The sequence below is a fragment of the Streptomyces flaveolus genome (assembly GCF_000716535.1).
GTDB lineage: Bacteria > Actinomycetota > Actinomycetes > Streptomycetales > Streptomycetaceae > Streptomyces > Streptomyces flaveolus_A.
Genome location: NZ_JNWV01000019.1, coordinates 155,328 through 181,180, shown reverse-complemented (window position 1 = coordinate 181,180; position 25,853 = coordinate 155,328). Strand labels below are relative to the sequence as shown.

The 25,853-nt window shown below is 72.9% G+C and carries 22 protein-coding genes; 15 read left to right on the top strand and 7 right to left on the bottom strand.

Annotated elements, in window-relative coordinates:
- Positions 1–23: 23 nt before the first annotated feature.
- The gene (locus OO52_RS21510; protein WP_030645227.1) at positions 24–521 is read right to left on the bottom strand and encodes a MarR family winged helix-turn-helix transcriptional regulator; all 498 of its coding nucleotides are present in this window, start codon (positions 519–521) and stop codon (positions 24–26) included.
- Positions 522–659: 138 nt separating this feature from the next.
- On the opposite strand from OO52_RS21510, the gene OO52_RS21505 reads away from it, so the two are divergent.
- A complete protein-coding gene (locus OO52_RS21505) occupies positions 660–1,175 on the top strand; it encodes a YceI family protein (protein ID WP_030645224.1) in 516 nt (171 codons plus the stop codon).
- On the opposite strand, the gene OO52_RS21500 is transcribed toward OO52_RS21505, so the two are convergent.
- Positions 1,156–2,877 carry a hypothetical protein gene (locus tag OO52_RS21500; protein ID WP_030645222.1) on the bottom strand — a complete coding sequence of 574 codons (1,722 nt, stop codon included), beginning with the start codon at positions 2,875–2,877 and terminating at the stop codon, positions 1,156–1,158. The two genes, OO52_RS21505 and OO52_RS21500, sit on opposite strands and share 20 nt — an antisense overlap.
- Positions 2,878–3,153: 276 nt before the next feature.
- Between OO52_RS21500 and OO52_RS21495 the strand changes: the two genes are divergently transcribed.
- The gene (locus tag OO52_RS21495) at positions 3,154–3,543 is read left to right on the top strand and encodes a cell division protein SepF (RefSeq protein ID WP_014675566.1); all 390 of its coding nucleotides are present in this window, start codon (positions 3,154–3,156) and stop codon (positions 3,541–3,543) included.
- Positions 3,544–4,449: 906 nt separating this feature from the next.
- On the opposite strand, the gene OO52_RS21490 is transcribed toward OO52_RS21495, so the two are convergent.
- The 3 genes from OO52_RS21490 to OO52_RS21480 are packed head-to-tail and all read right to left on the bottom strand — an operon-like array spanning position 4,450 to position 8,991.
- Complete coding sequence (locus tag OO52_RS21490) at positions 4,450–6,474, bottom strand: Hsp70 family protein (RefSeq protein WP_030645220.1); 2,025 nt, start codon at positions 6,472–6,474, stop codon at positions 4,450–4,452.
- A complete protein-coding gene (locus OO52_RS21485; protein WP_030645214.1) occupies positions 6,471–7,271 on the bottom strand; it encodes a hypothetical protein in 801 nt (266 codons plus the stop codon). Before OO52_RS21485 ends, OO52_RS21490 begins: the two co-directional genes overlap by 4 nt.
- A 49-nt stretch (positions 7,272–7,320) precedes the next feature.
- Positions 7,321–8,991 (bottom strand): hypothetical protein, encoded by a 1,671-nt coding sequence (locus tag OO52_RS21480; protein ID WP_030645212.1) that lies wholly within the window; start codon positions 8,989–8,991, stop codon positions 7,321–7,323.
- A gap of 161 nt (positions 8,992–9,152) precedes the next feature.
- On the opposite strand from OO52_RS21480, the gene OO52_RS21475 reads away from it, so the two are divergent.
- The 3 genes from OO52_RS21475 (at position 9,153) to OO52_RS21465 (ending at position 11,361) form a co-directional block, all read left to right on the top strand.
- On the top strand, positions 9,153–10,352 hold the full coding sequence (locus OO52_RS21475; RefSeq protein WP_030645210.1) for an AAA family ATPase: 1,200 nt from the start codon (positions 9,153–9,155) through the stop codon (positions 10,350–10,352).
- Positions 10,349–10,708: a nucleotide pyrophosphohydrolase gene (locus OO52_RS21470; protein ID WP_030645208.1), complete on the top strand. Its 360-nt coding sequence runs from the start codon at positions 10,349–10,351 to the stop codon at positions 10,706–10,708. The genes OO52_RS21475 and OO52_RS21470 overlap by 4 nt, the downstream gene beginning before the upstream one ends.
- A 167-nt stretch (positions 10,709–10,875) precedes the next feature.
- Positions 10,876–11,361 carry a DUF6099 family protein gene (locus OO52_RS21465; protein ID WP_030645206.1) on the top strand — a complete coding sequence of 162 codons (486 nt, stop codon included), beginning with the start codon at positions 10,876–10,878 and terminating at the stop codon, positions 11,359–11,361.
- Between the two features lie 151 nt (positions 11,362–11,512).
- Here the strand turns inward: OO52_RS21465 and OO52_RS21460 are convergent, their stop codons facing one another.
- Entirely contained in the window at positions 11,513–11,707 is a 195-nt protein-coding gene (locus OO52_RS21460) for a hypothetical protein (RefSeq protein WP_030645204.1), read from the bottom strand.
- 237 nt (positions 11,708–11,944) lie between these two features.
- Between OO52_RS21460 and OO52_RS21455 the strand changes: the two genes are divergently transcribed.
- Positions 11,945–12,868, top strand: coding sequence for an LLM class F420-dependent oxidoreductase (locus OO52_RS21455; protein WP_030645202.1), 924 nt, complete (start codon positions 11,945–11,947; stop codon positions 12,866–12,868).
- Positions 12,869–13,089: 221 nt separating this feature from the next.
- Positions 13,090–13,617 (top strand): hypothetical protein, encoded by a 528-nt coding sequence (locus tag OO52_RS21450; RefSeq protein WP_030645200.1) that lies wholly within the window; start codon positions 13,090–13,092, stop codon positions 13,615–13,617.
- A 245-nt stretch (positions 13,618–13,862) separates the two neighbouring features.
- Here OO52_RS21450 and OO52_RS21445 read toward each other — a convergent pair whose 3' ends face one another.
- Positions 13,863–14,819, bottom strand: coding sequence for a D-alanyl-D-alanine carboxypeptidase family protein (locus tag OO52_RS21445; protein WP_030645198.1), 957 nt, complete (start codon positions 14,817–14,819; stop codon positions 13,863–13,865).
- Positions 14,820–14,981: 162 nt separating this feature from the next.
- Between OO52_RS21445 and OO52_RS21440 the strand changes: the two genes are divergently transcribed.
- From OO52_RS21440 to OO52_RS21405, 8 genes are all read left to right on the top strand, one after another.
- Entirely contained in the window at positions 14,982–15,923 is a 942-nt protein-coding gene (locus tag OO52_RS21440) for a hypothetical protein (RefSeq protein ID WP_030645196.1), read from the top strand.
- A gap of 109 nt (positions 15,924–16,032) precedes the next feature.
- Positions 16,033–17,493 (top strand): 3' terminal RNA ribose 2'-O-methyltransferase Hen1, encoded by a 1,461-nt coding sequence (locus OO52_RS21435; RefSeq protein WP_030645194.1) that lies wholly within the window; start codon positions 16,033–16,035, stop codon positions 17,491–17,493.
- Complete coding sequence (locus OO52_RS21430; protein WP_030645192.1) at positions 17,490–20,057, top strand: polynucleotide kinase-phosphatase; 2,568 nt, start codon at positions 17,490–17,492, stop codon at positions 20,055–20,057. The genes OO52_RS21435 and OO52_RS21430 overlap by 4 nt, the downstream gene beginning before the upstream one ends.
- A gap of 193 nt (positions 20,058–20,250) precedes the next feature.
- Positions 20,251–22,098, top strand: a complete 1,848-nt coding sequence (locus tag OO52_RS21425) for a RiPP maturation radical SAM C-methyltransferase (protein ID WP_030645190.1) — start codon at positions 20,251–20,253, stop codon at positions 22,096–22,098.
- Positions 22,095–22,688: a DUF5825 family protein gene (locus tag OO52_RS21420; protein ID WP_234339424.1), complete on the top strand. Its 594-nt coding sequence runs from the start codon at positions 22,095–22,097 to the stop codon at positions 22,686–22,688. Before OO52_RS21425 ends, OO52_RS21420 begins: the two co-directional genes overlap by 4 nt.
- Positions 22,689–22,844: 156 nt before the next feature.
- Positions 22,845–23,453 carry a hypothetical protein gene (locus OO52_RS21415; RefSeq protein ID WP_030645185.1) on the top strand — a complete coding sequence of 203 codons (609 nt, stop codon included), beginning with the start codon at positions 22,845–22,847 and terminating at the stop codon, positions 23,451–23,453.
- Between the two features lie 21 nt (positions 23,454–23,474).
- A complete protein-coding gene (locus OO52_RS21410) occupies positions 23,475–25,052 on the top strand; it encodes a hypothetical protein (RefSeq protein ID WP_030645184.1) in 1,578 nt (525 codons plus the stop codon).
- Positions 25,049–25,786 carry a TIR domain-containing protein gene (locus OO52_RS21405; RefSeq protein WP_030645182.1) on the top strand — a complete coding sequence of 246 codons (738 nt, stop codon included), beginning with the start codon at positions 25,049–25,051 and terminating at the stop codon, positions 25,784–25,786. The genes OO52_RS21410 and OO52_RS21405 overlap by 4 nt, the downstream gene beginning before the upstream one ends.
- The last annotated feature ends 67 nt before the right edge of the window (positions 25,787–25,853 follow it).

Here is a 25,853-nt window from a genome sequence, read left to right as displayed (position 1 = left end):
GTGTCTCTCCGGGGCCCGGCGGCTCAGTGGGCCTCGGTCTCCAGGTCCGGTACGAGGGCGCTCACGGCCGCTCGCTGCTCGGGGCCCATGGAGTCGGCGAGGGCCTGGCGGACGGTTCCGGCGAGCAGGGCGGAGGTCTCGCGCAGCAGGTCGCGGGCCTTGTCGGTGAGGGCGACCTGCACGCCCCGCTTGTCGCCGCACACGGATCTGCGGCTGACCAGTCCGGCCCGCTGGAGGCAGGCGATCTGGTAGGTGAGGCGGGTCTTGGGGCGGCCGAGGAGATCGGCGACCTGGGTCATCCGCAGTCCGGTGCGCGGCTGCTCGGCCAGCAGGCACAGGATCAGGAACTCGTCGTGGGAGACGTCGAGGGTCTCCTTCACGACAGACCGCAGCCGCTGCTCCACGGCGCCGGTCGCGGCCAGCAGGACCATCCAGGCGCGCAGCTCGTCCGGGAGCAGCCCGTCGCCGTGCGCGAGGGGGCAGGGGGGCTGGTCGGCGGTGTGCGCGTCGGAGGCGGACATGTGTCGAGTCTACCTGTTGTCCAAATTTGTACGAGTGCGGTCCATACTGGGCGGGGTGGGTTGTTCAAATTTGGATGACGGGTTAGCGTGACGCCCTTAGTCATTCAAATTTGAACCACCTCACATTGGAGTACGACCATGACCGCAGCCGTGGAAACAGGCCTCTGGCAGCTCGATCCGACCGCGTCCACCGTGGGCCTGCGGCACAGGACCCTGTGGGGCCTGGTCACCGTGAAGGGCGCCTTCACCGGCGTCGGCGGCACCGGCGAGGTCCGGCCCGACGGCTCGGCCACCGGCACCGTGACCGTGGACGCGGCCACCCTCGACACGAAGAGCGCCAAGCGGGACGTACACCTGCGGTCGGCCGACTTCTTCGACACCGACCGTCACCCGGAGATCACCTTCGCCGTGCGCGGCGCGGAGCGGCTGGACGGCGACACGGTCCGGGTCACCGGACAGCTCACCGTCCGGGGCGTCAGCCGGCCCCTTTCCCTCACCACCCGCCTGACCGGCGTGAGCGCCGGCGCGCTGACCCTGGAGACGGAGTTCAGCGTGGACCGCGAGCAGTTCGGCATGGTCTGGAACCAGCTCGGCATGATGCGCGGCCTGACCACGGTCACGGCCGCGCTCCGCTTCACCCGCGCGGCGGCCTGAGGTCCAGCTCCGCCCGGCGCACGTCCCGGGTGGAAAGCGTCTGCGGGTGCGCCGTGAAGGCGCGCAGCCGGAGCCGGGTGCCGGGCTTCGAGGGCACCTGGAAGCCGCCGGACGGCGCCCAGAGTTCGACGGCCGCCGTGCTGCGCGCGGGAATCGTCGCCGGGCCGCGCATCAGCGACCAGTACCGGCTCATGCCCTGGCCGGTGCTGAGCATGTAGTGCGGGGTGAGCGCGGTACCGCCCGTGTTGGTGACCCGCAGGGTCAGCCGGGACAGGGTCCGCGCCGATGCGTGCCGGGCCGCCGTGACGTCCATCCGCAGGGGCGGGGTCCCCGTCGCCGCCAGGGTCGCGCTCGCCAGCGCGGGCGTGATCAGCGCGACGACGGCCACGGCCAGTGCGGCCCGGCGGCGCGGGCCGGTGAACGGGCGGGGCCGCGGCTGCCAGGCGTGGGCGAACTCCGGCAGGGGCGCGGTCACAGCCGCCGCGAGCCACAGCGGGGTCATCATCAGGTAGTAGCCGTCCTGGGAGCGGGTCGCCAGGTAGAAGGCGCACCAGGGCAGCACGGTCGCGGCCGGCCCGAGCCGCCGGACGAACAGCACGAACACCGCCAGCAGCGCGGCGGCGAGCAGCACGCTCGCCCGGCCGTACCAGTCGAGGCGGTCGCTGCCGTGGGTGAAGTACAGCGAGACGCCCACCAGTCCCTGGCCGTGCAGCACCGCGCCCTGGGTCAGCGGCAGGGCGATGCCCCGCAGCCACGGGCCCGGCTCGCTCACGACGAAGTACACGTTGATCAGCAGCCAGGTGAGCGCCGCGGTCCCCGCGATCCGCAGCAGCACCCGCGCCGCCGCCCGGCCGCCCAGCTCGCCGCGCCGCACGGCGTAGATCCCGGCCAGCAGGAACGGCGTGACGAACCACGGCAGTTGCTGGGCGGCACACGCCGCGCCGAGGCACGCGGCCCGCGCGATCCCGGCCGCGCCCAGCCGGCCACGCGCGCCGAGCCGGGGCCAGCGCACCACCACCGGCAGCAGCAGCACCATGCCGATGATCGCCGGGTAGCCCTGGCGGGCGTACGTCGGCAGGAAGCCGAAGCCGAGGCAGGCCATCGTCGCCGCCGAGCGCCACGGCACCGGGAGCAGCCGCCACAGCGCCACCGTGCCGGCGACCAGCGCGACCGTCGCCGCCGCCGTCGCCGGGGCGCCGCCGTGGCCCAGCCACAGCAGGGGCGCGGTGAGCAGCGGGGCCAGTGGGGGATAGCCGTAGGTGAAGTCGTACCCGCCGTCCATGGTCGGCGTCAGCGCGACGCCCTTGGCGTGGAACAGCCAGGGCCAGGGCTGGTCGTACACCGGGTGCCCGGCGACGAGTTCCCGCGCGGCCTGGGTGGTGAGGAGCGCCTCGTCGCCGCCGCCGTGGTTCAGCGCCCAGGCGCACAGGGCGAGGGTGACCGCTGTCGACAGCACGACCAGGTCCAGGCGGGCCAGCGAGCGCGTCCGGCGGACGGTGAGGGCGAGCACGCCGGTCACCAGGATCGAGGCGTAGCAGACCGAGACGACCCCCGCGAGGACCAGTCGGTGCGTGGCCGCCTGGGTCCACACCGAGCGCGTGCCGATGAACAGGCTCACGTCGGCGAGGAGTGTCAGCACGCGGTGCCACTGCGCGGGGCCGTCCGGCGCCGCCGCGCGGGCCCCCGGATCGGCGGACACCACCGACGATGTCCGCCGGCCGGGTGTCACCTGCTGTGTCTCTGCCAAGTGCACGGCACGCGACGCTAGCGGCGGCGGGTGAGCGACGCGCGGAGACCGATGAAGAGTCGGGTATGAGCCCGGTAAGAAGCGGACGTATCCGCACATCTGACGCAGTGTGTGACGCGTGAGATACGGCCGGCCCGGTCGCGCACCGTGTCGTTGTTGGGCCGAACGGGTGACTTGGCGTAAGAATTGGCTGGTGCAGGCATTGAGTGCGAGTCAGGTCAGGGGGAGCCGGTGAGCCGTTACGACGTCACCGATGAACAGTGGGAAGGGCTCGCCCAGGTCGTGCCGCTGCGGGGCCGGGACGCCTGGCCGTCCGCGGTGAACCACCGCTCGCTGCCCGACGCCGAGACCGAGACGCGGCGCCGGTTCGTGGTCCTGCGCGTCAACGTCTTCGCGGACGCCCGGGAGGTCGCCGAGACCCTGATGGCCGGAGCGCCGGTGCTGCTCGACCTGTCCGGCGCGGAGGGCGACGTCGCCAAGCGCGTCCTCGACTTCAGCACGGGCGTCGTCTTCGGGCTGGGCAGCGGTATGCACCGCGTCGACCGGAACGTCTTCCTCCTCACGCCGCCCGGGACGGAGGTCAGCGGACTCATGGAGGGCGCGGCGATCTCGGGCGGCTGAACGACCCCCACACCGACACGCGCCCCACGGCACCGGCCGGGGCCGGCCGCGCCGCGGGGCCGCCGCCGGTTCGCCCCGCCCCGGTCCTGGGTTTGCCGCGGGGGCTTCGGCGGTGCGCGCCCGTGCACCGGGGGCTTCGGCGGTGCTCTGACCCGGGGTCTCGGGCGTGCTGCGGGGATTCCGGCGGTGCGCGTCCCGGGGCTCGGGCGTGCAGCGGGGATTCCGGCGGTGCGCCTCCCGGGTCCCGGGCGTGCTGCGGGGGCTTCGGCGGTGCGCGTCCCGGGGCTCGGCTGCGGGGGCTTCGGCGGTGCGCGTCCCGGGGCTCGGGCGTGCACCGGGGGCTTCGGCGGTGCGCGCCCCGGGTCTCGGGCGTGCGCGATGCGGGCGCCGAAGGTGAGCGGTGCGGGTCTCGGCGTGCGCGGTGTGAGTTCCGGCCGTGTGCGGCGGGGTTGCGACGGCGCGTGGTGCGGCCACGGTGGTGCACGATGCGGTTGGGGGCCGTGCAGGATGCAGTTCTGATGGCGTGGTGGGGCCACGGCGGCGTGCGGTGCGGGTCTCGGCGGTGCACGGTGCGGGCTCTGGCCGTGCGCGGTGCGGTTCTGACGGCGTGTGGTGAGGCCACGGCGCTGCACGATGCGGGCTCTGGCCGTGCGCGGTGCGGTTCTGACGGCGCGTGGTGGGGCCACGGTGGTGCACGATGCGGGCTCCGGCCTGTGCCGCACGGTTCGATGGTGCGTGGTGCGGCCACGGCGGTGTGTGATGCGGGATCCAGCCGTACGCGGCACGGCCCCGGCGGAGCGCGGACTGCCGCCCCGGCACGGCAACCGGGTCCGGCCCCGGCGCCGCGCCCCGCGGCCCTCTCCCAGGGAGTGGCCGTGAGGCGCGGGGCCGGCGAGAAGCGTGTGCTCAGTGCCGCACGGCTCCCGTCGCCGGGTTCGGGGTGCGGGCGGTGAACACCCACACACCGTGCGACTGCGTCGCTCCCATGACGCGCCCCTTGCTCAGCAGCCAGGGGCTGTCCTTCTGGAACGGGGCGAAGTTGTCGTTGGAGACGATGATGCCGCCCACTTCCTCGGCGATGCTGATGACCAACGCGTCACCCCGGCCCTCCGTGCCGGCCGGCGGCTGCACGACGTGGTGCTCCGCGACCGCCTGCTCCACCAGCGGCCGTTCCTCCGCGCTGACCTGGTGCCGCAGGGAGGCGTCCACGACCACGTGGATGTCGCGCTGCGGGTGCTTGAACCGGAGCGCGGTCACCGCCGCCTGGAGCGCCGCGAAGCTCGGCCGGCCGCCCTGCGTGCGCGGCGGTCTGCCGTTCCAGGCGAGGTTGGAGCCGTCCACGACCAGTGGCTCGGTGGACTCGCCGGCCTGCCGCGGCCTGCCCGCCGGGGTCTGCGGATGCGTGGGCTTCGGCACCGGCCGCGCGGCCGGGGACAGGGCCAGCAGCCGTTCGAGCTCCTTGGTCACCTCCGGCTCCACCGCGCCGTCACCGAACACCTTGACCTCACCGTTGAGCACGACCTCGCCGGTGCGCTGCAGGGTCGCCTCGACCGACAGCAGCCCCTCCTTGCTGTAGGTGAACTCCAGGTCGAAGACGCCCTCGCTCCGGTCACGGCAGGGCTCCGGGTACGTGAGCTGGAGCTCGGTCAGCTTGACGTTGTCCGGGTGCTCGACCGGCCGGTCCGGCGCACCTTCCCAGACCTCGACCGTCAGCTTGGTGACGTTGTCCTTGTTGGGCTCGTACGACTTCACGCGCTGCTGGGGCAGCCGCAGGTTGCGCGGGATCAGGGTGCTGAACTGCCTGCTGCCGTCGCTCCCGGTCGTGACCGTGCCGAGCGCGTGCGTGTTGACGACCCGGATGATGCTGCTCAGTTCCCCGGCCATGGCGGCGGCGCAGATCGCCGCACCCTCGGCCACCGCCGTCATCGGGTCGAACGCCTCGACGGACACCGGATCCCGGTCGAGCGCCTCGGCGACCGCGGCGCGCACCGCCGGAATCTGGCTGCTGCCGCCGATCATCAGCACGGCGGTCAGGTCCTCGGGGTCGAGCTGTGCCTGGGCGAGGCACTCCTCGACGGGCTCCAGCGCCCGGGTGATCAGGTCCTGGATCTCGTACGAGAACTCGTCCTGGCCGATCTCCACCGACACGCCGTCCGGGGTCAGCACGCTGACCGACTCCTGCTGGGACAGCAGGATCTTGCTGCGTTCGATGTCGAGCCGGAACTGCCGCTTCTCCGACTCCGTCCAGGCCCGCTGCGCGGGGGACCGCTCCAGGACCATCCGGCGCAGCCGTTCGTCGATCTCCAGGCCGCCGAGCCGGTTGACACCACGGCTGGCCTTCTCGTCGAAGAAGCCGTCGTCGTGCAGCAGGAGGGTGGCGTCCATCGTGCCGCCGCCCCAGTCGAAGACCAGGAACTCGCCCTCCTCCTCCAGGTAGTGGGCGTAGGCGATGGCCGCGGCGGTCGGCTCGTTCAGCAGGGCGCGCACCCTGATGCCCGCGGCCCGGGCCGCCTCCCGGGTACGGAACCGGGCCGCGCCGGTGGCGTTGGCCGGTACGGTGATGACCGCCTCGTCGATGTCCGTGGCCGCCTCGTCCTGCGCGGCGACGACCATCGACCGGAACACCGCGGCAGCGGCGGTGGTGGCGGCGAACCGCTCGCCCCCGATGGTGACGAGGGGTTCCTCGCGCAGCATCCGCTTGCACGCCTCCACGGCGCGCTCGGAACGCAGCTTGGCCTCCCAGCCGAACAGGGTGCCGGTGCGCAGCGAACTGGTGCCGACCACCGACGGGTACAGCAGCTCGAAGCCCGGACGGCGCCAGGTGGCGTCCAGTCCGTGGCCGCCGATCTCCAGCACCTCGGCGAACTCGCCACCGGTCCACTGCGCGGCCACCGAGTTCGTGGTGCCGAAGTCGATACCGGTGGCGGTCATGCGTCTTCTCCCGTGGTGTGCTGTGCCGCGTCCGGCGCGATCCGCCGGAGCTGACCGGCCAGGATGACCTTGCCCGTCAGATCGTCGACGTAGGCGGGGCGGAGCAGCTCGAAGGCATCGCCCGTCCCCTCCGTGACGACGAACGCCTCCGCCCGGTCCGGTGCGTCCAGCCGCCGGATCCCGAGGGCCTTGAGATGGTCCGCCATCGAGGCGCGGACGGCGGGGCCGCCGTGGTCCGGCTGTGTCCACAGCAGGGCGTCCATCTCGGCCACGCGGCCGGTGAAGGCCGCGCGGGTGCGGAACTCGTCCAGAACGGCCTTGCGCACGGCCGCGGTCAGCGCGCCCGACGGGGGCGTGTCGCCCGCCGCGGACTCCGCGAGGGCGGCGGGGACGCGTTCGACGATGCCCTTGATCAGCGTGGGCGCGTCCACCGGGACCCGGGCGGGCGCCGCCGGGGCCTCGGCGGGCGCGGGCGGTTCGGTGGCCTCGGCGGGTGCGGGCGTTGCGGTGGGCTCCACCGCTGCTTCGGTGGAACCCGGTCGTTTCGCGGCCGTGGCCGGTGCCGGCCGGGCGGTGGCCGCGCGGCCGGCCTGGCGTATGCGCAGACCGGTGGGCTTGGGGGTCTTGGCGCGCCCCTCCGACCCGGGCTGCACACCGCCGCACGCCGGACAGATGCGTCCGGGGCGGTCGGCCTTGTCGACCCTCTTCCTGGCGGCGGCCTTCCTCGGCGCGGCCTTCTGGTCGGCTGACCGGCCCCGGGAGCCGGTCGATCGGGAGGGGTTCTTGCTGGGGGACATCGCGGACGGTTACCTCGCAGAGAGGGTGTGGAGAACGGCCGGGCGGTGATCAGGCCCGTCGGTCGTGGCGGTCGAGACGTGGTGGCGTGCTGCGCAGATCGTCGAGGAGTTCCACGGCGGCGCGCGCCCGGATCCGCTCCAGTTCCGCGCCGCTCACCGCGGGCGTGCGCCGTGGCAGCGCCGCCACCGGCGGTACGAGCGTGGCGGGAACCGAGTCCGGCATCAGATAGCGGTCGGGCTCCAGGGGGATCCGGAAGAAGACCGACAGACCCGCCTCGGCGCCCTGCGCGGCGCGGATGCGCTCCTCCGCGTCGTTGATCCGGGCCTGCTCGGTGTGGTCGCCCTCGGCCTCGCGGAACAGCTCCCGGCAGTGCTTCTCCCACCGGAACGAGCCATGGTCCAGTCCGAGTTCGATGAACGGGTTGGTGACCCGGTCGCGCCTGTTCTTCGGCGTGGCCCTCCAAGTGCGCACCAGAGCCAGATTGGCCTCGGCCTGCTCACCCAGCCCGACGGCGGCCTCCGTGAGCGCCTCGGCCTGAGCGAGGTCGCCCTCCACCGCGGCGACGTACGCCCTTATGGTGAGCGCCTCCTGACGCAGTCCGGTGCCGGGCTTCCTGCCGGTGCCGCCCTTCTCGAACCGTGCCGCCTGCTGCCCGGCCTCCTCCAGCCGGCCCGCCTTCAGCAGGTCGTACGCGCGGTTCAGCGCCACCAGCGCGTGGAAGGGGCTCAGTTGGGGACTGACGCTCTCCCGCGGCTGCCACAAGCTGGCCATCAGCAGCCACAGCCCCGTGTCGGCGACCGTCTCGCGCGGCCATTCCCCGTTGATCGCCCCGGACCTGAGGTCCCGGAGCTGGATCTGCTGAGTGCGGGGCAGCAGGGCGTCGAGCTCGTCGATCCGTGTGACGTCCCCGTCGGCGACGACGTCGTACAGCAGGTCCCACAGATCGGCGGGGTCCAGCCGCTCCAGGCGCGCACCGCTCAGGAACGCCTCGCGCCGCAGGTAGTCCGTCCACTCCAGGGCGGCCGCCTCCTGCGCGGTGACCTTGCCCGGCACGAGGCGTGCGCGCAGGTAGAGCGCCTCGTCCGGGTCCCGGTCGGCCCACGGCCTGTCCTCGGGCAGCAGACCGCCGTGGTCCACCAGGTCGTCCAGGACGGGCAGCGGCGCCCAGGACAGGATGTCGGGCAGATGGCGCGTGGGCACGGGGACGGCGCCGCGGGTGGCGGCGGCCGCGAAGAGGGAGAAGGCCGCACCGCCGGAGACGGCGCGCGCCCGGCCGCTGACGAGCAGCAGGCTCGGCGCGCTGGAGCAGATCACCCGGCAGCGCTCCGCTCCCGCGTCGGTCAGCCACGGAATGTCCGCGTCCCACAGTGCCCGTACGTGCGCCAGCACTTCTTCGGGAGCCGCGTGTTCCAGCGCCCTGCGCACCGCCGGGAGGAGCGCCTCGCGGTCGGGTGCGCCGGCGGCCGCGGCCCGCAGCACGGCGCGCGTGTCGGCGGGCAGGCCCGGTACGGCCGAGAGTTCGTCCAGAACGCCGTGCACGGCGGTGACGGCGTCGCCGGTCACGCCCAGCCAGGCCCACTTCCGGCGCAGGAAGCCGCTGACCGCCGTGCGGTCGCGGGATTCGCGCCGCTCACGGTCGCGGGCCAGCCGGTCCTTCTCCGCGGCGATCGCCGCACGCCTGCGCGCCGCCGGATCGCCCATCTCGAACTCCTCGTACACCCCGGCAGAGTAACGGTGAGCACCGACAACGACCACAAGAGCGTCATCTTCTGCAAAATTCCTGGTCTGCGCGGGATGTCGGTTGCCGTCAGGTCCCCCGATCGTAGGAACGTCCGGCAGTGAAACGGTTCGGCGTACAGGCGGAGGCCTACGGTCCGCATATGGCCGTGCCCTCCGTGTCCGCTGAGCCGCCGGCGGCCGACGCGTCCGCCGCCCCCCTTCCCCCCGCGCAGTCCCGTCCGTCCCCCGACATCCGCTCCCGGATCACCGAACTACGGCTGTCGGCCTTCGCCGGGCACCGGCGGGCCGGGTTCCCGCTCGGCCCGGTCACCGTGTTCGCGGGGCCCAGCGGGGCCGGCAAGACCACCGCACTCGCCGCGTACGAGGCGCTGGCACGGCTCGGCGGCGGCGCCCCCCTCGGGGAGGCGTTCCCGGACCCGGCCGCCTGCGTGCCGGAACGGGCCCGCCCCGACGCGGAGGGGCGGCGGGGATTCCGGATCGGCTGCACGGCCGACGGCGCCGAGGGCCCGGTCCGGCTCGACCTCGCCGTCCAGGCCGAGCCGTACCTGCGGATCGTGGGGGAGCGGCTGACCGCGCGCGGAGTCGTCCTGCTGGAGACCGCCCTGCGTGACCCCGGACGCCGGACCGTCCAGGCCGCCTGGCACACCGCCGGCTCCGCCCCGGTCACCCGCGCCCCGCTCCCCGACGACCGCCTGGGCACCGCCCTGCTGCCGCTGCGCGTGGCCGGCAAGACGGACGGCCAGCGCCATGTGCTCGCCGCCGCCGAGCAGATGGTCGTCGCCCTGCGCTCCGTCTTCCCCTGCGATCCGCGCCCCGAGTACATGCGCGCCCCCGTCCCCACCGGCTCGGGCCGGCTGCTGCGCGGCTGCGACAACCTCGCCGACGTGCTGTGGCGCACGCGCGCGGAGTGCGGCCGGCGGCACGGCCAACTGGTCGAGGCACTGCGCGCGGGCTGTGCCGGGCGGGTGACCGACCTGGTCGCCGAGCCGCTGGCCGACGGCACGGTACGGGCGCTGCTCGACCGCGGCGACGGCTTCCGCAGCGAACTCGCCCGGCTGGGCGACGGCGAACTGCGCTACCTCGCGCTGACACTGGTGCTGCTGACCGGGCCCGGCGTGCTCGACGTGGACACCCCGGGCGAGGTGCCCGACGCCCTGCGGACGCTCACCGTCCTCGTCGACGGCTTCGACCGCGGCCTGGATCCGCGCCAGCGGCGGGAGTTGCTGACGGTGGCCGCGCGGATGGGCGAGCGGGGGCACATCCGCTGTGTGGCCGCGGTGAGCGACGCCTCGTGGGCCACCAGGACCCCCGGTGTCACGGTGGTACACCTGAACCCGTGACCGAACACCCCGATCCCGGCCTGGCCCGACTCCAGCGCAGACTGGCCGAGTTCGCCGCCGCGCGGAACTGGCAGCCCTACCACACGCCCAAGAACCTCGTCGCCGCCCTCTCGGTGGAGGCCTCCGAACTGGTCGAGATCTTCCAGTGGCTGACGCCCGAGGAGTCCGCCCGAGTGATGGACGACCCCGGCACGGCCCACCGCGTCACCGACGAGGTCGCCGACGTCCTGGCCTATCTGCTCCAGTTCTGCGAGGTCCTCGGCATCGACCCGCTCGCCGCGCTGGCCGCGAAGATCGACCGCAACGAGGGCCGCTTTCCGCTTCCCGGCTCCGGGGACCAGCAATCGGAGCGCTAAATTCCGTTATTACTCTGTGGAGTCAAATCACCGGTCGAATCCGAATTGTTGTCCACAGATTTCCGTCTTCCTCTGGCTTTTCGCCCCAGGGTCCCTCACGCTGGGTAGTGAACAAGGGAGTTCGGGCAGCCGTGCGAGGGTGGCGCGGTGGAGGGACGGGGGCACGGATGGACGCGGTACGGCTCATTCTCACGAGCAGGCGAGCCCTGGCGGGTGGCGCCGACGCGGCGGAGATGATGGCGGAGGTCTGGCAGGCGCAGGCGCTGGCACAGGCGATCGGGAGCCGCCTCGCGGTGTCCGGCCCGCCGGAACTGCGCGGCGAGGCACTGGGACTGACGGAGCTGGCGGGCCGTGGCTGCGGAGTCCTGGACCCGCCCGAACTCGACCCCGGCGACCTGCGCGCCGCCCAGCTCACCCAGCTCGACGACGCCCGCGAGACCCTGCTCTGCCTCGGCGGTCTGCTCGGCGAGGTCGGCATAGCCCTGGTCGGCATGGCCAGCGCCGCGGCCGACGAGACGACGTACTGGCAGTGCATGGAGGCGATCGACGCGGCGGACGAGTCCCGTGACCGGGTCCTGGAGATGCTGCGCAAGCTGGCGGCCCGTGAGGAGGTCCTGCCGGAGGACATCCAGGACAGCCCGTCGGGCGTGTGACCGGGGGGTTCCCTCGGAGGTTGCGTGACCGGGGCGGTTCGCCCGGCGGCCCCGCCGCGATCCGCACCGAACCGCCGCCGCGCCTGCGCGCTCGGTCCTCGTGACGTCGGCGCCCTGAGCCGTCACCCGGTGCGTCACCGCGCCGGCCGTCTCAGCCCATCTCGGTCCGTCTCGGTCCGTCTCGGTCCGTCTCGTCGGCCGTGCCCGGCGCCGGGCCCCCGGCCTGGAGGTCCGCCAGGGCTGACAGGTCCGCGTTCAGTGCCGCCATCAGCTCCTCCATCTGCTCCAGCAACCCCTTCGGCCGGCCGGCGGGGCCTCCCTGCTGGGGAACGGACTCTTCGGACATGACGGCCTCCTCGGCCCCCGGCCCGCCGGGGCCGGAGCGGTGACGCGCGACGGAAGCCACCGTCCGGCGCGGGCGCCGGACGGTCCGGCTCCGACGGCCCAACGATCACCGTCGGGGCCGGTCACCGGACCGGAGCGAGGCCCGCGCGCGGGGTGGGCGAATTTCACCCGACCGGGGACGGCCGTGCCGGACGGTACCGGCGCGGTCGACGCGGGCGGCGCCGTGCAGGATAGATGTATGGACCTTCGAATCTTCACCGAGCCCCAGCAGGGGGCCACCTACGACACCCTGCTCGCCGTGGCCAAGGCCACCGAGGACTTGGGCTTCGACGCCTTCTTCCGTTCCGACCACTACCTCCGCATGGGCAGCGTGGACGGCCTGCCCGGCCCGACGGACGCCTGGATCACCCTCGCCGGTCTCGCCCGCGAGACCAAGCGCATCCGCCTCGGCACGCTGATGACCGCCGGTACCTTCCGCCTCCCCGGCGTACTCGCCATCCAGGTCGCCCAGGTCGACCAGATGTCCGGCGGCCGGGTCGAACTCGGCCTCGGCGCGGGCTGGTTCGAGGAGGAGCACAAGGCGTACGGCATCCCCTTCCCGAAGGAGAAGTTCGCGCGGCTGGAGGAGCAGCTCGCGATCGTCACCGGGCTGTGGGCGACGGAGGTCGGCAAGACCTTCGACTTCCACGGCGCGTACTACGACCTCACCGACTCCCCGGCGCTGCCCAAGCCCGCCCAGAAGAAGGTCCCGGTGCTCATCGGCGGCCATGGTGCGACCCGGACCCCGCGGCTCGCCGCCCGGTACGCCGACGAGTTCAACATCCCGTTCGCCTCGATCGAGGACAGCGAGCGGCAGTTCGGCCGGGTGCGGGCCGCCGCGGTGCAGGCGGGCCGCGACGCGGACGACCTGACGTACTCCAACGCGCTCGTCGTCTGCGTCGGCAAGGACGACCAGGAGGTGGCCCGGCGCGCCGCCGCGATCGGCCGTGAGGTGGACGAGCTGAAGGCCAACGGGCTGGCCGGTTCCCCGTCCGAGGTCGTCGACAAGATCGGCCGGTACGCGGAGATCGGTTCCCAGCGGATCTACCTCCAGGTGCTGGACCTCGGCGATCTGGACCACCTGGAGCTGATCTCCAGCCAGGTCCAGTCCCAGCTGTCGTAGCCACCGGCGCCCGCCCCAGTTCCGGCGCCCAGCCCTCGTCCCGGGGCCCAGCCCCACGAGCCCCGGGACCTCGCGCCCCGGCCCGGCCAGAGTGTCCAACCCCGCCCCACAGCCCCCCTCTTCGAACCCTCGCCCCTCACACCCCGGCCTGTGACGAGGCTGTGACTGGAACTGTGGCTTCCGTCACGGTCCGGGCGGGGCGGTGCTGCTGGGATCGCTCGATGGACGATGATTCGGCGCTCGGCATCCTCTTCGGCTTCCTGCTCTTCCCGGCCCTGGTGGCGATCCCCGCCTGGGTGATCGCCGTCATCGTCAAGCTCCTGTCCGTGGCGATGCCCGGCAGGCGCCCTGACTGGCGGCTCGACCTGGTGCGCTGGTCGGCGTGGATGGCGGGCTGGGCCACGGTCGTCCTGTATTTCCTGGGCGCGGGATCGGTCGCGCTCTCCGTGCACGAGTCGTCCTCCGGCGCGGACTCCTCACCGGCCCACGAGTGCCGCGACGACTTCCCGCCCGGTGTGCTCGTCGGCCAGAAGGCCTCCTGGGTGCCGCTCCGCTTCGACTGTGTCCTGGCCGACGGCAGCGCCGCTCCGAGCAGCCCCGGCTACTTCTGGATCAACACGGGCGTCGTCGGTCTCGGCCTCGCCGCCGTGACCCTCGGGATCGTCGCCGGAGCGATCTCCGAGCGCCGGCCGCGGCAGGGTGGGCAGGTCACGGATCCCGGGTCGGAAGACGCTCGCCGTCCCGTGTGAGACGAGCGGGTTCCAGGCCACGCCTTGGTCCGCGTCGTCCCCGTCCCACCACTCGGCATACGCGTCGGCCAGGTCCGCCGCCCCCGCCGCCCCCGCCACGCCCGTCGCGCGGTCGCCGATGCCGTCGGCGCCGTTCGCTCACGGTCCTGCCGCGGGGCCTCGCCCCGAAAGGGCTGCCCGCGTGGCCCGGACGGACCCGGCCCGGCCGGGGTGCCGGGGGGACCCGCGGGTCCCCCCGGTCCGGCTCAGCCCCGCTGGGTGAAGCCGTAGTCCAGGATCTTCGCCGCGTCCTTGAAACGCTGGTCCGCCGACGTGTCGGCGAGAATCGTGCCCACGACCGTCTTCGAACCACGGGTGGCCGCGAACACCAGGCAGAACTTCGCCTCCGGGCCGGAGCCGGTCTTCACGCCGAACGCGCCCCGGTAGGAGGTGAGGAGCTTGTTCGAGTTGCTCCACGGCTTCATGGCGTGCGTCCCGCCGCCGGGCCGGTACGACTGCATGTCGTCGTAGACCTTGGTGCCGACGACCTTCTTGAACGTCTTGTTCTTCAGTGCGACCCCGGCCAGCTTGGCCAGGTCACGCGGCGAGGAGTGGTTCTTGCCGTTGGACACCCCGTCGAAGGAGTCGAAGTGGGTGTTCTTCAGGCCGAGTTCGCGCGCCTTGGCGTTCATCTTGCCGATGAAGGACTTGGTCCGCTGGGCCGTCGTCGAGCCCGTGCCGTAGGTGTCCGCGAGCGCGTAGGCCGCGTCGCAGCCCGAGGGCAGCAGCAGGCCGTACAGCAGGTCGCCCACCTTCATCGAGTCGCCGAGGATCAGATTGGCGCTGGAGTACCGCTGGACGTGCGTCACCGGGTCGATGACGTAGTCGGTGTACTCCCTCTTGATCTTCACCTTCTTCCCGAGGTCCACGTTCCGCTGCGACAGCACCACGAGCGCCGTCATGATCTTCGTGGTGGAGCCGGTCCGCAGCTGCCCGTCCGGCGCCTTGCCGAAGAGCTGCTTGCCCGTCGCCGGGTTCATGGCGTACGCGCCCTGGGCCGACACCTGCGGTGCCGCGGCGGCGGAGCGCTGGGCGGAGGCCGCGGCCGGCGCCGTGGCCGCCTGGGCGGGAGCGGTCGCGAGGACACCCGCTCCGAGGACGGCACCGGCCGCCACGGCGACGGCGGCTCTTGCGCGTACCCGGGTTCCCTGGCCGTTGGTCATGGTTCCCCCCTCTGTCAGTGGTCAGTTGACGGGGGCTCACTCCACCAGACGCCGGACCGGGGCGGCCATGACGGAGATCACATGGGGCTTCTGTGAACACCATGTGCCGGAACTGTGGCTTCCATCACAGCGCGCATGATCCCTGCCTGGTCGTATGACCGCGTGCGTAAAATCCTCCCCCTTGCTCTCACCGGCCTGCTCGCCGTGTCGGCGTGCCAGTTCGTCGGCGACGACGACCCCGGTGACGAGGCCCGCCGCCTCAACACCATGAAGTCGTTCCCGCTGAACGCCTACATACCGGACGCGACGTCCCGCGACGGCAAGGCCGTCGGCACGGCACAGTGGATCCTCGCCAAGCGGTGCATGGTCCGGCTCGGGTTCACCGGTTTCAAGACGCTCGACACCAGGACCGTCGAGTCGACCTACCCGGTGCGACAGGGCACCCTCGCGAGCGGCAGCAGGGTCGGGGACTCCAGCCCGTACGGTGTGGACGACCCCGACCTGGCGGCCGAGCGCGGCTACCACAACGCGCGGCGGGACGAGTCCGACGCCCAGCCGATGGAGTGGCCCGCCGACCAGTACGCGGCCCTCACCGGCACGTTCGAGTCCGGCGACAGCCACCGGGCGCACGGCCACCCCATTCCCGAGAAGGGGTGCATGGGCGAGGCGGTGCGGAAGATCTACGGCCCCGAGCCCAAGCCCACGAAGATCGGCGGCGTGCGGCTCAGCGGCTACTACTCGCTCCCCGCGCAGTACTGGTACCAGGCGCACAAGCAAGCGCGGAAGGACCCCGCCTGGAAGAAGGCCGAGCGCGAGTGGTCGGACTGCATGAAGGACAAGGGCTTCCGCTACTCCGACCCGGACCAGGCGTCGACCGACTCCGACTGGTTCCGTGGTGAGGAGCCGTCGCAGAAGGAGAAGAAGACCGCCGCCGCGGACGCCCGGTGCAAGCTCGACACCGGCTTCATCCAGGCCGTGCACGCCGTCGAGAGCCGCGCGCAGAAGACCGCCATCAGCAAGAACAAGAAGGCGCTGGACGCACGGCGCGCCGACGACCAGCGGGCCATGGCGAAGGCCCGGAAGATCGTCGACGACGACTCCTGAGCGGGAACCCGTACCGCGCGGCCGGCCCGGTGGGCCGGGGGCCCGTCGGCCACCCGCCGCACGGAAAAACCTGTGGTCGGCGAGGTCCCGGCCAGGGAGACTCGACAGCATGTTCGTGACGATCTCCACCACCGGTACGGCCGGGAACCCGGCCACCGATCTGGGGTACCTGCTGCACAAGCACCCCGACAAGGCACAGGCGTTCTCCACGTCGTACGGCACGGCGCACGTCTTCTACCCCGAGGCGGACGCCGAGCGCTGCACGGCCGCCCTGCTGCTGGAGACCGACACGCTCGCACTCGTCCGGCGGGGCAAGGGCCGCGGCGGCGCCCCCGACGCGGCCCTCGCGCAGTACGTCAACGACCGCCCCTACGCCGCCTCCTCGCTCCTCGCGGTCGCGCTGAGCAACGTCTTCTCCAGCGCCCTGCGCGGGGTGTGCACCGCCCGCCCCGAGCGGGCGGCGGCCCCGCTGCCGCTGCGCATCGAGGTCCCGGCGCTGCCCGCCCGCGGCGGAGCCGAGCTCGTACGACGGCTCTTCGCACCCCTCGGCTGGTCCGTCACCGCCGACCCCGTCCCGCTCGACACCGCGTTCCCGGAATGGGGCGACTCGCGGTACGTCCGGCTGGTGCTGGAGTCGGAGCGGCTGACCCTCGCGGAGGCGCTGCGCCACCTGTACGTCCTGCTGCCGGTGCTGGACGACGCCAAGCACTACTGGGTCTCCGCCGACGAGGTCGACAAGCTGCTGCGCGCGGGTGAGGGCTGGCTGGCCGGCCACCCGGAGCAGCAGCTCATCACCAGCCGTTACCTGTCCCGGCGCTGGTCGCTGACCCGGCAGGCGCGCGAGCGGCTGGAACTGGTGCGGCTGGCCGAGGCCGACGACAGCGAGGTCGAGGACATCGACAACGCCGTCGCGGAGGAGACCGAGGCGGAGGAGAAGCCGACCCCGCTCGCCGAGCAGCGCCGGGCGGCGATCCTCTCCGCGCTGCACGCGTCCGGGGCCGCGCGCGTCCTCGACCTGGGATGCGGCCAGGGCCAGTTGGTGCAGGCGCTGCTCAAGGACACCCGGTTCACCGAGATCGTCGGCGTCGACGTGTCCGTACGGGCCCTGACCATCGCGGCACGGCGGCTCAAGCTCGACCGGATGGGGGAGCGGCAGGCGGCCCGCGTCAAGCTCGTCCAGGGCTCCCTCGCCTACACCGACAACCGGCTCAAGGGGTACGACGCCGCGGTGCTCAGCGAGGTGATCGAACACCTCGACCTGCCCCGGCTGCCCGCCCTGGAGTACTCCGTGTTCGGGCACGCCCGCCCGCGCACGGTCGTCGTCACCACCCCGAACGTCGAGTACAACGTCCGCTGGGAGAGCCTGCCCGCCGGACACGTCCGGCACGGCGACCACCGCTTCGAGTGGACCCGCGAGGAGTTCCGCGCCTGGGCGACGACCGTGGCCGGACGCCACGGCTACGACGTCGAGTTCCTCCCCGTGGGCCCCGACGACCCCGAAGTGGGCCCGCCCACCCAGATGGCCCTGTTCCACCGCCGCGACACCGAGAAGGAGGCGAAGGCCGCATGACCGAGACCCGGAAGCCGGGACGGGAACTCCCCGTCACCGACCTGTCCCTCGTTGTCCTCGTCGGCGCCTCCGGCGCCGGCAAGTCCACCTTCGCCCGACGGCACTTCAAGCCCACCGAGGTGATCTCCTCCGACTTCTGCCGCGGACTGGTCTGCGACGACGAGAACGACCAGAGCGCGACCCGGGACGCCTTCGACGTCCTGCACTACATCGCGGGCAAGCGGCTGGCCGCCGGCCGCCGCACCGTCGTGGACGCCACCAGCGTCCAGCAGGACTCCCGGCGTCAGCTGATCGCCCTGGCCAAGCAGTACGACGTGCTGCCCATCGCCATCGTGCTGGACGTGCCGGAGGAGGTGTGCGCCGAGCGCAACGCGGCCCGCACCGACCGCGCCGACATGCCTCGCCGGGTCATCCAGCGGCACATCCGCGAACTGCGCCGCTCGCTGCGCCACCTGGAGCGCGAGGGCTTCCGCAAGGTGCACGTGCTGCGCGGGACGGAGGAGGTGGAGAACGCCACCGTCGTCACCGAGAAGCGCTACAACGACCTCACCCACCTCACCGGCCCGTTCGACATCATCGGCGACATCCACGGCTGCTCCGCCGAACTGGAGGCGCTGCTGGACAAGCTGGGCTACGCGGACGGGGTGCACCCGGAGGGCCGTACCGCCGTGTTCGTCGGCGACCTGGTCGACCGCGGCCCGGACAGCCCCGGTGTGCTGCGCCGGGTGATGTCCATGGTGAAGTCGGGCAACGCCCTGTGCGTCCCCGGCAACCACGAGAACAAGTACGGCCGCCACCTCAAGGGCCGCAGGGTCCAGCACACCCACGGGCTCGCCGAGACCATCGCGCAGATGGAGGGCGAGAGCGAGGAGTTCCGCGCCGAGGTACGGGAGTTCATCGACGGACTGGTCAGCCACTACGTCCTGGACGGCGGACGGCTCGTGGTCTGCCACGCCGGCCTGCCGGAGAAGTACCACGGCCGCACCTCCGGCCGGGTCCGCTCGCACGCCCTGTACGGGGAGACCACCGGCGAGACCGACGAGTTCGGGCTGCCGGTGCGCTACCCGTGGGCGGAGGACTACCGGGGCCGGGCCGCGGTGGTCTACGGCCACACACCCGTGCCCGAGGCGACATGGCTCAACAACACCATCTGCCTGGACACCGGTGCCGTCTTCGGTGGCAAGTTGACCGCGCTGCGCTGGCCGGAGCGGGAGCTGGTCGACGTACCCGCCGAGCGGGTCTGGTACGAGCCGGCGAGGCCGCTGCGCGCCGAGGCGCCCGGCGGACAGGACGGCCGGCCGCTGGACCTGGCGGACGTGCACGGCCGCCGGGCCGTGGAGACCCGGCACGCTGGCAGGGTGGCCGTCCGCGAGGAGAACGCGGCGGCGGCCCTCGAGGTCATGAGCCGCTTCGCGACCGACCCGCGCCTGCTGCCGTACCTGCCGCCGACCATGGCGCCGACGGCCACCTCGCAGATCGAGGCCCGCGGCGGAGCCGCTGATGGACACTTCCTGGAGCACCCGGAGGAGGCCTTCGCGCAGTACGCGCGGGACGGGGTCGCGCGGGTGGTGTGCGAGGAGAAGCACATGGGCTCCCGGGCCGTGGCCCTGGTCTGCCGGGACGCGGAGACGGCGCGGAAGCGGTTCGGTGTGGAAGGCCCCACGGGTTCGCTGTACACGCGCACCGGGCGGCCGTTCTTCGACGACGCGGAGGTCACCGAGGAGATCCTCGGCCGGGTGCGCTCGGCGATCGGGGACGCCGGTCTGTGGGACGAACTGGACACGGACTGGCTGCTGCTGGACGCCGAGCTGATGCCCTGGTCGCTGAAGGCCACGGGGCTGCTGCGCGGCCAGTACGCGGCCGTCGGCGCCGCGTCCGGCGCGGTGTTCCCGGGCGCGCTCACCGCCCTGGAGGCCGCGGCGGCGCGCGGTGCCGACGTGGGCGACCTGCTCACCCGGCAGCGCGAACGCGCCGCCGACGCGAGTGCCTTCACCGCCGCCTACCGCCGCTACTGCTGGACCACCGATGGCCTGGACGGGGTCCGGCTGGCCCCCTTCCAGCTCCTGGCCGCCCAGGGCCGCAGCCTCGCCGCGCTGCCGCACGACGAGCAACTGGCCCTGATCGACCGGCTGGTGGAACACGACGGCACCGGGCTGCTGCAGACCACCCGGCGGCTGTACGTCGACACCGGCGACCCCGAGTCGGTCCGCGCGGGCGTCGACTGGTGGCTGGAGATGACCGGCCGGGGCGGCGAGGGCATGGTCGTCAAACCGGTCGGCGCGCTGGTCCGCACCCCGGAGGGACGGCTGGTGCAGCCCGGCATCAAGTGCCGGGGCCGGGAGTACCTGCGGATCATCTACGGTCCCGAGTACACCCGGCCGGAGAACCTGGCCCGGCTGCGGAAGCGGTTCCTGAACCACAAGCGGTCCCTCGCCCTGCGCGAGTACGCCCTCGGCCTGGAGGCCCTGGACCGGCTCGCGGGCGGGGAGCCGCTGTGGCGGGTGCACGAGGCGGTGTTCGGGGTGCTGGCGCTGGAGTCGGAGCCGGTCGACCCGCGACTGTGAGCACGACCGTCACACAACGCCCTTGTGTCGCACACACACATGTCCATATGGTGGACAGCCGTGCGACGCAAGGGCGTTCGCACGCCATGAGGGGAGTGGCGAGCGTGGAGATCAAGAAGATCGTGGTCCGCGAGGACGAGCGGAGCACCACCCGCCGGCCGGCGATCCTGGAGAAGCGGCCGACCCGCTGAACATGCGCGTCCACCTGGTCACGATGCCGTGGCACCCGCTCGACCTGCCCTCGCTGCAACTGGGCCTGCTCTACCGGATCGTGCGGCGGGCCCGCCCCGGCGACGAGGTGACCGAGTTCCACGCCTCCCTGCGCTGGGCGGAGTACCTGCTGGAGCGCTCCGGCGGCCGGCTCCGGCCGGGCGACTACGTCGCCGTCGGCAGCGACGCCATCTTCCACGGCCTCGGCGACTGGGTCTTCTCCGGCGTCCTGTACGACGACCCCGGCTGGGGCGAGGCCCGGCTGACGGAGTACGCGGCCGGCCGGGACGTCTTCATCGACACGGCCCTCGCCATGCGCCCGTACGCGGCCGGCTTCATCGACGCCTGCGCCACCGAGGTGCTGGCGGCCGGGCCGGACGTCGTCGGGTTCACCAGCACGTTCATGCAGAACGTGCCGTCCCTGGCCCTCGCCCGCGAACTCAAGCTCAGGCGCCCGGAGTTGACGGTCGTCCTCGGCGGCAGCAACTGCGACGGCCCGATGGGCCACGCCCTGCACCGCAACCACCCCTTCGTCGACCACGTGGTCCGCGGCGAGGCCGAGTACGCCTTCCCCGCGCTGCTGCGCCACCTGGACGCCGGCACCGCCCCGGCGGACGTCCCCGGGCTGTGCTGGTGGGACGGCACGGTGTCCCGGGCCAACACGGAGACCCGGCGGACCGTGGCCCCGGCCGACATACCCTCACCCGACTACGACCAGTGGCAGGCGGCCCTGGACGCCTCCCCCGTCCAGGAGCACATCCACCCGAAGCTCGTCGTGGAGGGAGCCCGGGGCTGCTGGTGGGGCGAGAAGCACCACTGCACCTTCTGCGGGCTGAACGGCACGGCCATGGCCTTCCGCGCCAAGCCGGGGGAGCGGCTGTGGACGGAGATCGACCGGCTGGTGCGCCGCCACCGCCTCCTCGACGTGGTCACCGTCGACAACATCATCGACATGACCTACTTCCGCGACTTCCTGCCCCGGGTGGCCGACAGCGGCTGGGACCTGCGGCTGCACTACGAGGTCAAGTCGAACCTCACCCCCGCCCAGCTCGAACTCCTCGGCGCCTCCGGCACCGTGCACATCCAGCCCGGCATCGAGAGCCTGGGCAGCCGCGTCCTGGACCTCATGGACAAGGGCGTCACCGGCGCCCGTAACGTCCGCACCCTGCGCGAGTGCGAGAACCACGCCCTGACCTGCTCCTGGAACCTGCTCTACGGCTTCCCCGGCGAGACCACCGACGACTACACGCCCGTCATCGACCAGTTGCCCGCGCTGGTCCACCTCCAGCCGCCGAGCGGCGCCCACCGCATCCAGCTCGAGCGGTTCAGCCCGCACTTCACCGACCCCGGCCTCGGCTTCGGCAAGCGCCGCCCGGCCGCGATGTACCAGCACGTCTACGACCTGCCCGAGGAAGAACTCGCCGATCTGGTCTACCTGTTCGACACCGAGCCCGCGGGCATCGGCGGCCCGGTCGAGCGGCGGTTGAAGGAGGCGGTGGCCGCCTGGCGGGCCGGGTACGCGGACTCCCGGCTGCTGTTCGAGGAGGACGGCGCGGAGCTGCTGGTGCACGACCGTCGGTCCGGCCGTCCGCCCGCCACCCACCGCTGCACCGGCTGGCGGGCCGCGGCCCTGCGCCGGCTGGAGGACGGCCGGACCGTTCCCGCGCTGCACCGCCTGCTGACCGCCGACGGCCACGAGGTGCCGGCGCGCGCCCTGGACGCATGGGTCGACGACGCGTTCTGCCTGGGTCTGCTGTTCCGCGACGGCACCACGTACGTCTCCCTGCCGACCTGGGGAGAGCCGGTCAGGCTGCCCGAGGGGGCCGGGTGAGCGGGCCGACCGGGGAGGGCGGGACGAGCGGGCCGGCCGAGGAGGACGCGGTGAGCGGGCTGCCCGGCCGCGTGCCGCACCGACGCACCGGGCGCCGGGTCGAGGTCGCCGAGCCCCTGGACATGAGCGGCACGGGCCGTGCGACGGCGGAGGCGGTACGGTTCCTGCGCGAGTGCCAGGGCCTGGGCCTCGGCGTGGACTGGCGGGCGACGGGCACACCGTCGTACGACCCCCGCCTGCTGCGCCACCTTCCGCCGCCCACCGAACTGCACGCCGATCCACGGGTGTTGGCGTCCTGGCGGGCCGGCCACGCCCACGGCACCCTCTACCACCGGCGCGGCCCGGACTTCGTCACGGTCCTGGACCGCAGGGAGCGGGGCACGGCCGTCCGCCTGACCCTGGACCACCCCGCGCTGCACACCACGTTCCTCCGGCTGCTGGAGCCCACGCCCGTCGCGGAGCTGGACGCCACCGAGCGGGAGGCGCTGGGGCTGCTCGCGGCCGAGCGGCTGGTCCTGACGGGCGGCGACTGGGCGGTGACCCTGCCCCCGCGCGTCCGGCGGTGGCCGGTGCCCTGCACCGCGATCTGAACCCCTGTCCGCCGCACCCGCCCCGCGCGTCGCGGATCGGAAGCGCATCGGAAGCGCGAATCCGGCGCCCGCCCGACGGATGTCGGGCAGAGTGACTGTCGTCATACCGACGGAACGAGCGAGATCCCGGCCGTCTGCCGGGAGTTGCGAGGACCCATGAACCACACCTACGAGCCGCCGAGCCTCTTACCCGCCGGCGGTAGGGAGCGGACGTACGCACTGCTCATCGGTGGTGTCCCCTTTCTGTTGATCCTGCTCATGGGCATCGCGTCCCACCTGGGCTCGGAGGACGGCGGACCCGGGACGCCGTCCTTCGACGGCAGCGGCTACTCCGGCGGCTCCGGCCCGTCGTTCCCGGACACGCCGGCACCGGACACCTCCACGGCGTACGAGACGCCGACCTGGTCGTCCACCGACAGCGCCGACCCCACGGACACCGCTTCCAGCCCGGCCGGCACCGAGAGCACCGAGGCGGCCGACAGCCCCGCCGGCACGGTGTCCCGTTTCTTCGAGGCCATCAACGAGCGCGACTACCAGACCGCCTGGGACCTGGGCGGCAAGAACCTCGACGCGTCCTACACCTCCTTCGTGTCGGGCTTCGCCACCACCGAGCGGGACGACGTCACCATCGAGTCCGTCCAGGGCGAGACGGTCCGGGTGGATCTCCTCGCCCTGCAGACCGACGGCACGCAGAAGTCGTACAGCGGCCGGTACACCGTGGTCGACGGTGTCATCACCGACGCCTCCATGAACCCCACCGGCTGAGCAGAGCGGAGCGAGAAGACAATGGCGAGTGACTTCCTCACCGTGCCCGCTCCGTCGCCGGAACCGGACCGGCCGGTCGCGGCCCGCCCGGCCGCCGACGCCACGAGCAACGCCACCCGGCTGCTGTGCGCGGGCACCTACCTCGACCCGGTCTACCGCGCCGGCGTCATCCGCGAGTTGCTGACCCACCGGTACCGGGTGGTGGCCCCGTCGTACGGCTACGACGCGGTGCCCGTGCTCGCGCACGCGCTGGCCGCGCGCCGGCTCCAGCGCCTCCGGCTGGCCGTGTTCGCCGCGGGCGCCGCCGTCACGTTCGTCCTCATGGTCACCGGCGCGCTGAGCGGGTGGACCGCGCTGCTGGCGGTGCTGTGGCTGCTGTGGGTCACCGCCTTCCTGCGGCGGGTCGTCACCCTCCAGACGCTGACGCGCCGGCTGGCCCCTCCGACCGGCGGGGGACGCCGGGGCCGGGGGTTCGACGGTTCGTACCCCGAGCACCCCGAGCTGACGCCCGAACTGGTGGACAAGATCAGGCGGGAACAGTCCTCGGACGGCACGGTGATCCGCTACGGCGGCTACAAGCCGTTCGTCGGCGCGGGCACCCAGGTGCGCCGCTGGTCCAACGCGGAACTGCTGATCGGCGCGCCGCTCGGGGTGTTCGACGGCCGTCCCGGCGCGGGCCCGCCCGCGGCACCCGGCGCGACCGGCCAGGAGCCCAAGCGCAAGGAGGTCGTCCCCTTCACCGTCGAGGAGCTGACCGCCTACGTCGCCGACCGCCTGACCGCCCGGCTGCGCGCCCAGGCCCGCCCGACGCAGCGGATCGAGGGCCTCGCCGTCGAGCGGAGCACCTTCACCACGGCCGTCACGACGCTCCGGGGCGTGGCGGAGCCGACCCCCGAGCAGCTCGACGGCGACTGGCAGGACGTTCACGACACCGGACGCAGCTATCTGTGCGTCCGGGTGGGCTCCTGGGACCAGGAGCTGGTCACCACGGCGTTCGTGGGCTTCGACCTCAAGGGGAACACCCTGCACACCGAGTTCTACTCGTACGTGCTGGCGCCGGTCCGGGCGAGCTTCCAGCTGGTGGACCGGCTCCCCGCCGCCCTGGACGAGCGGCTGTTGCTCAAGCTGGCCTGGCACACCCTGCGCGGCACGCCCCACTCCGCGGTACGGTCGGCCGCCGCCAAGGCCGCGGGTGCCCAGGTGCTGCCGCGACTGCCGTGGACCAAGGAGAAGATCCGGTTGCCGCAGCCGGCCGACACCAGCGAGTTCGGCCTCGGCCGCTACGCCGACGCCCTGCTCAACCGCGGCGCGGTCACCAGCGTCCGGGAGATGGCGACCAGCCCCCGCTTCCACGTCTTCTTCCAGGAGACCGACACCATCAAGTACACGCAGATCGTGGAGCGCCAGTTCCTCCACGTCGTCCGTGACTTCCTGTACGAGCACAACGTGGACCTGACGGAGCACGAGGCCCGTCAGACGAACATCCTCAACAACTACGGGCACAACAACAGCTTCGTGCACGGCGACAACAACACCACCAACTCGGGCACGCAGAGCTTCGGCGGCCCCAACGGCGGTCAGGGGGCGGGATCCGCATGACGCACACCTCCACGGGCGGCAACAGCAGCGACTACGGGAGCCGGAACGACTTCGGGCGCAACAACAGCTTCGTCACCGGCAACAACAACACCACCAACTCGGGCACGCAGAACCACTACGGCGCTCCTCCCGCCGCCCGCGACACCGGCCCGGACCAGGACGGCCCCGCCCCCGACCGCCGCCGCAACGTCTTCGTGGTCCACGGGCGGGACGAGGAGGTGCGGCTGAGGATGTTCGACCTGCTGCGCCTGCTCGATCTGCGCCCGCTGGAGTGGGAGGACCTGGTCAAGGCCACCGGCAGGACGGCGCCCTTCCTCGGCGAGGTCGTCGCCGGAGCCCCCGAGCTGGCCCAGGCGGCCCTCGTGCTGCTCACCCCGGACGACATCGTCCAGCTCCACCCGGACCTGCGCGGCCGGACCGAGCCGCCGTTCGAGACCGAACCCACCGGTCAGCCGCGGCCCAACGTGCTCATCGAGCTGGGCATGGTGCTGATGGCCTACCCGGAACGCACCCTGATGGTGGAGGTCGGGGAGCTGCGCCCGATCGCCGACATCGCCGGCCGGAACGTCATCCGGTTCGACGGCACGGAGACCGCCTTGCGCAAGATCGCCGAGCGGCTGAAGCTGGCGGGCTGCACGGTCGACGACACCCGTTCCGACTGGCTCCAGACCTGGCCGTACCGCCATCTGTCGGCGTACGGCCGCACCGGGCGGGCGGCACCGCCGGCCCGCTGAGCCGCGGTACGGGCCCGGTGGTTCGTCCACGGCCGGGGGACGGGCCCGTACCGCTCACGCCCCGCCA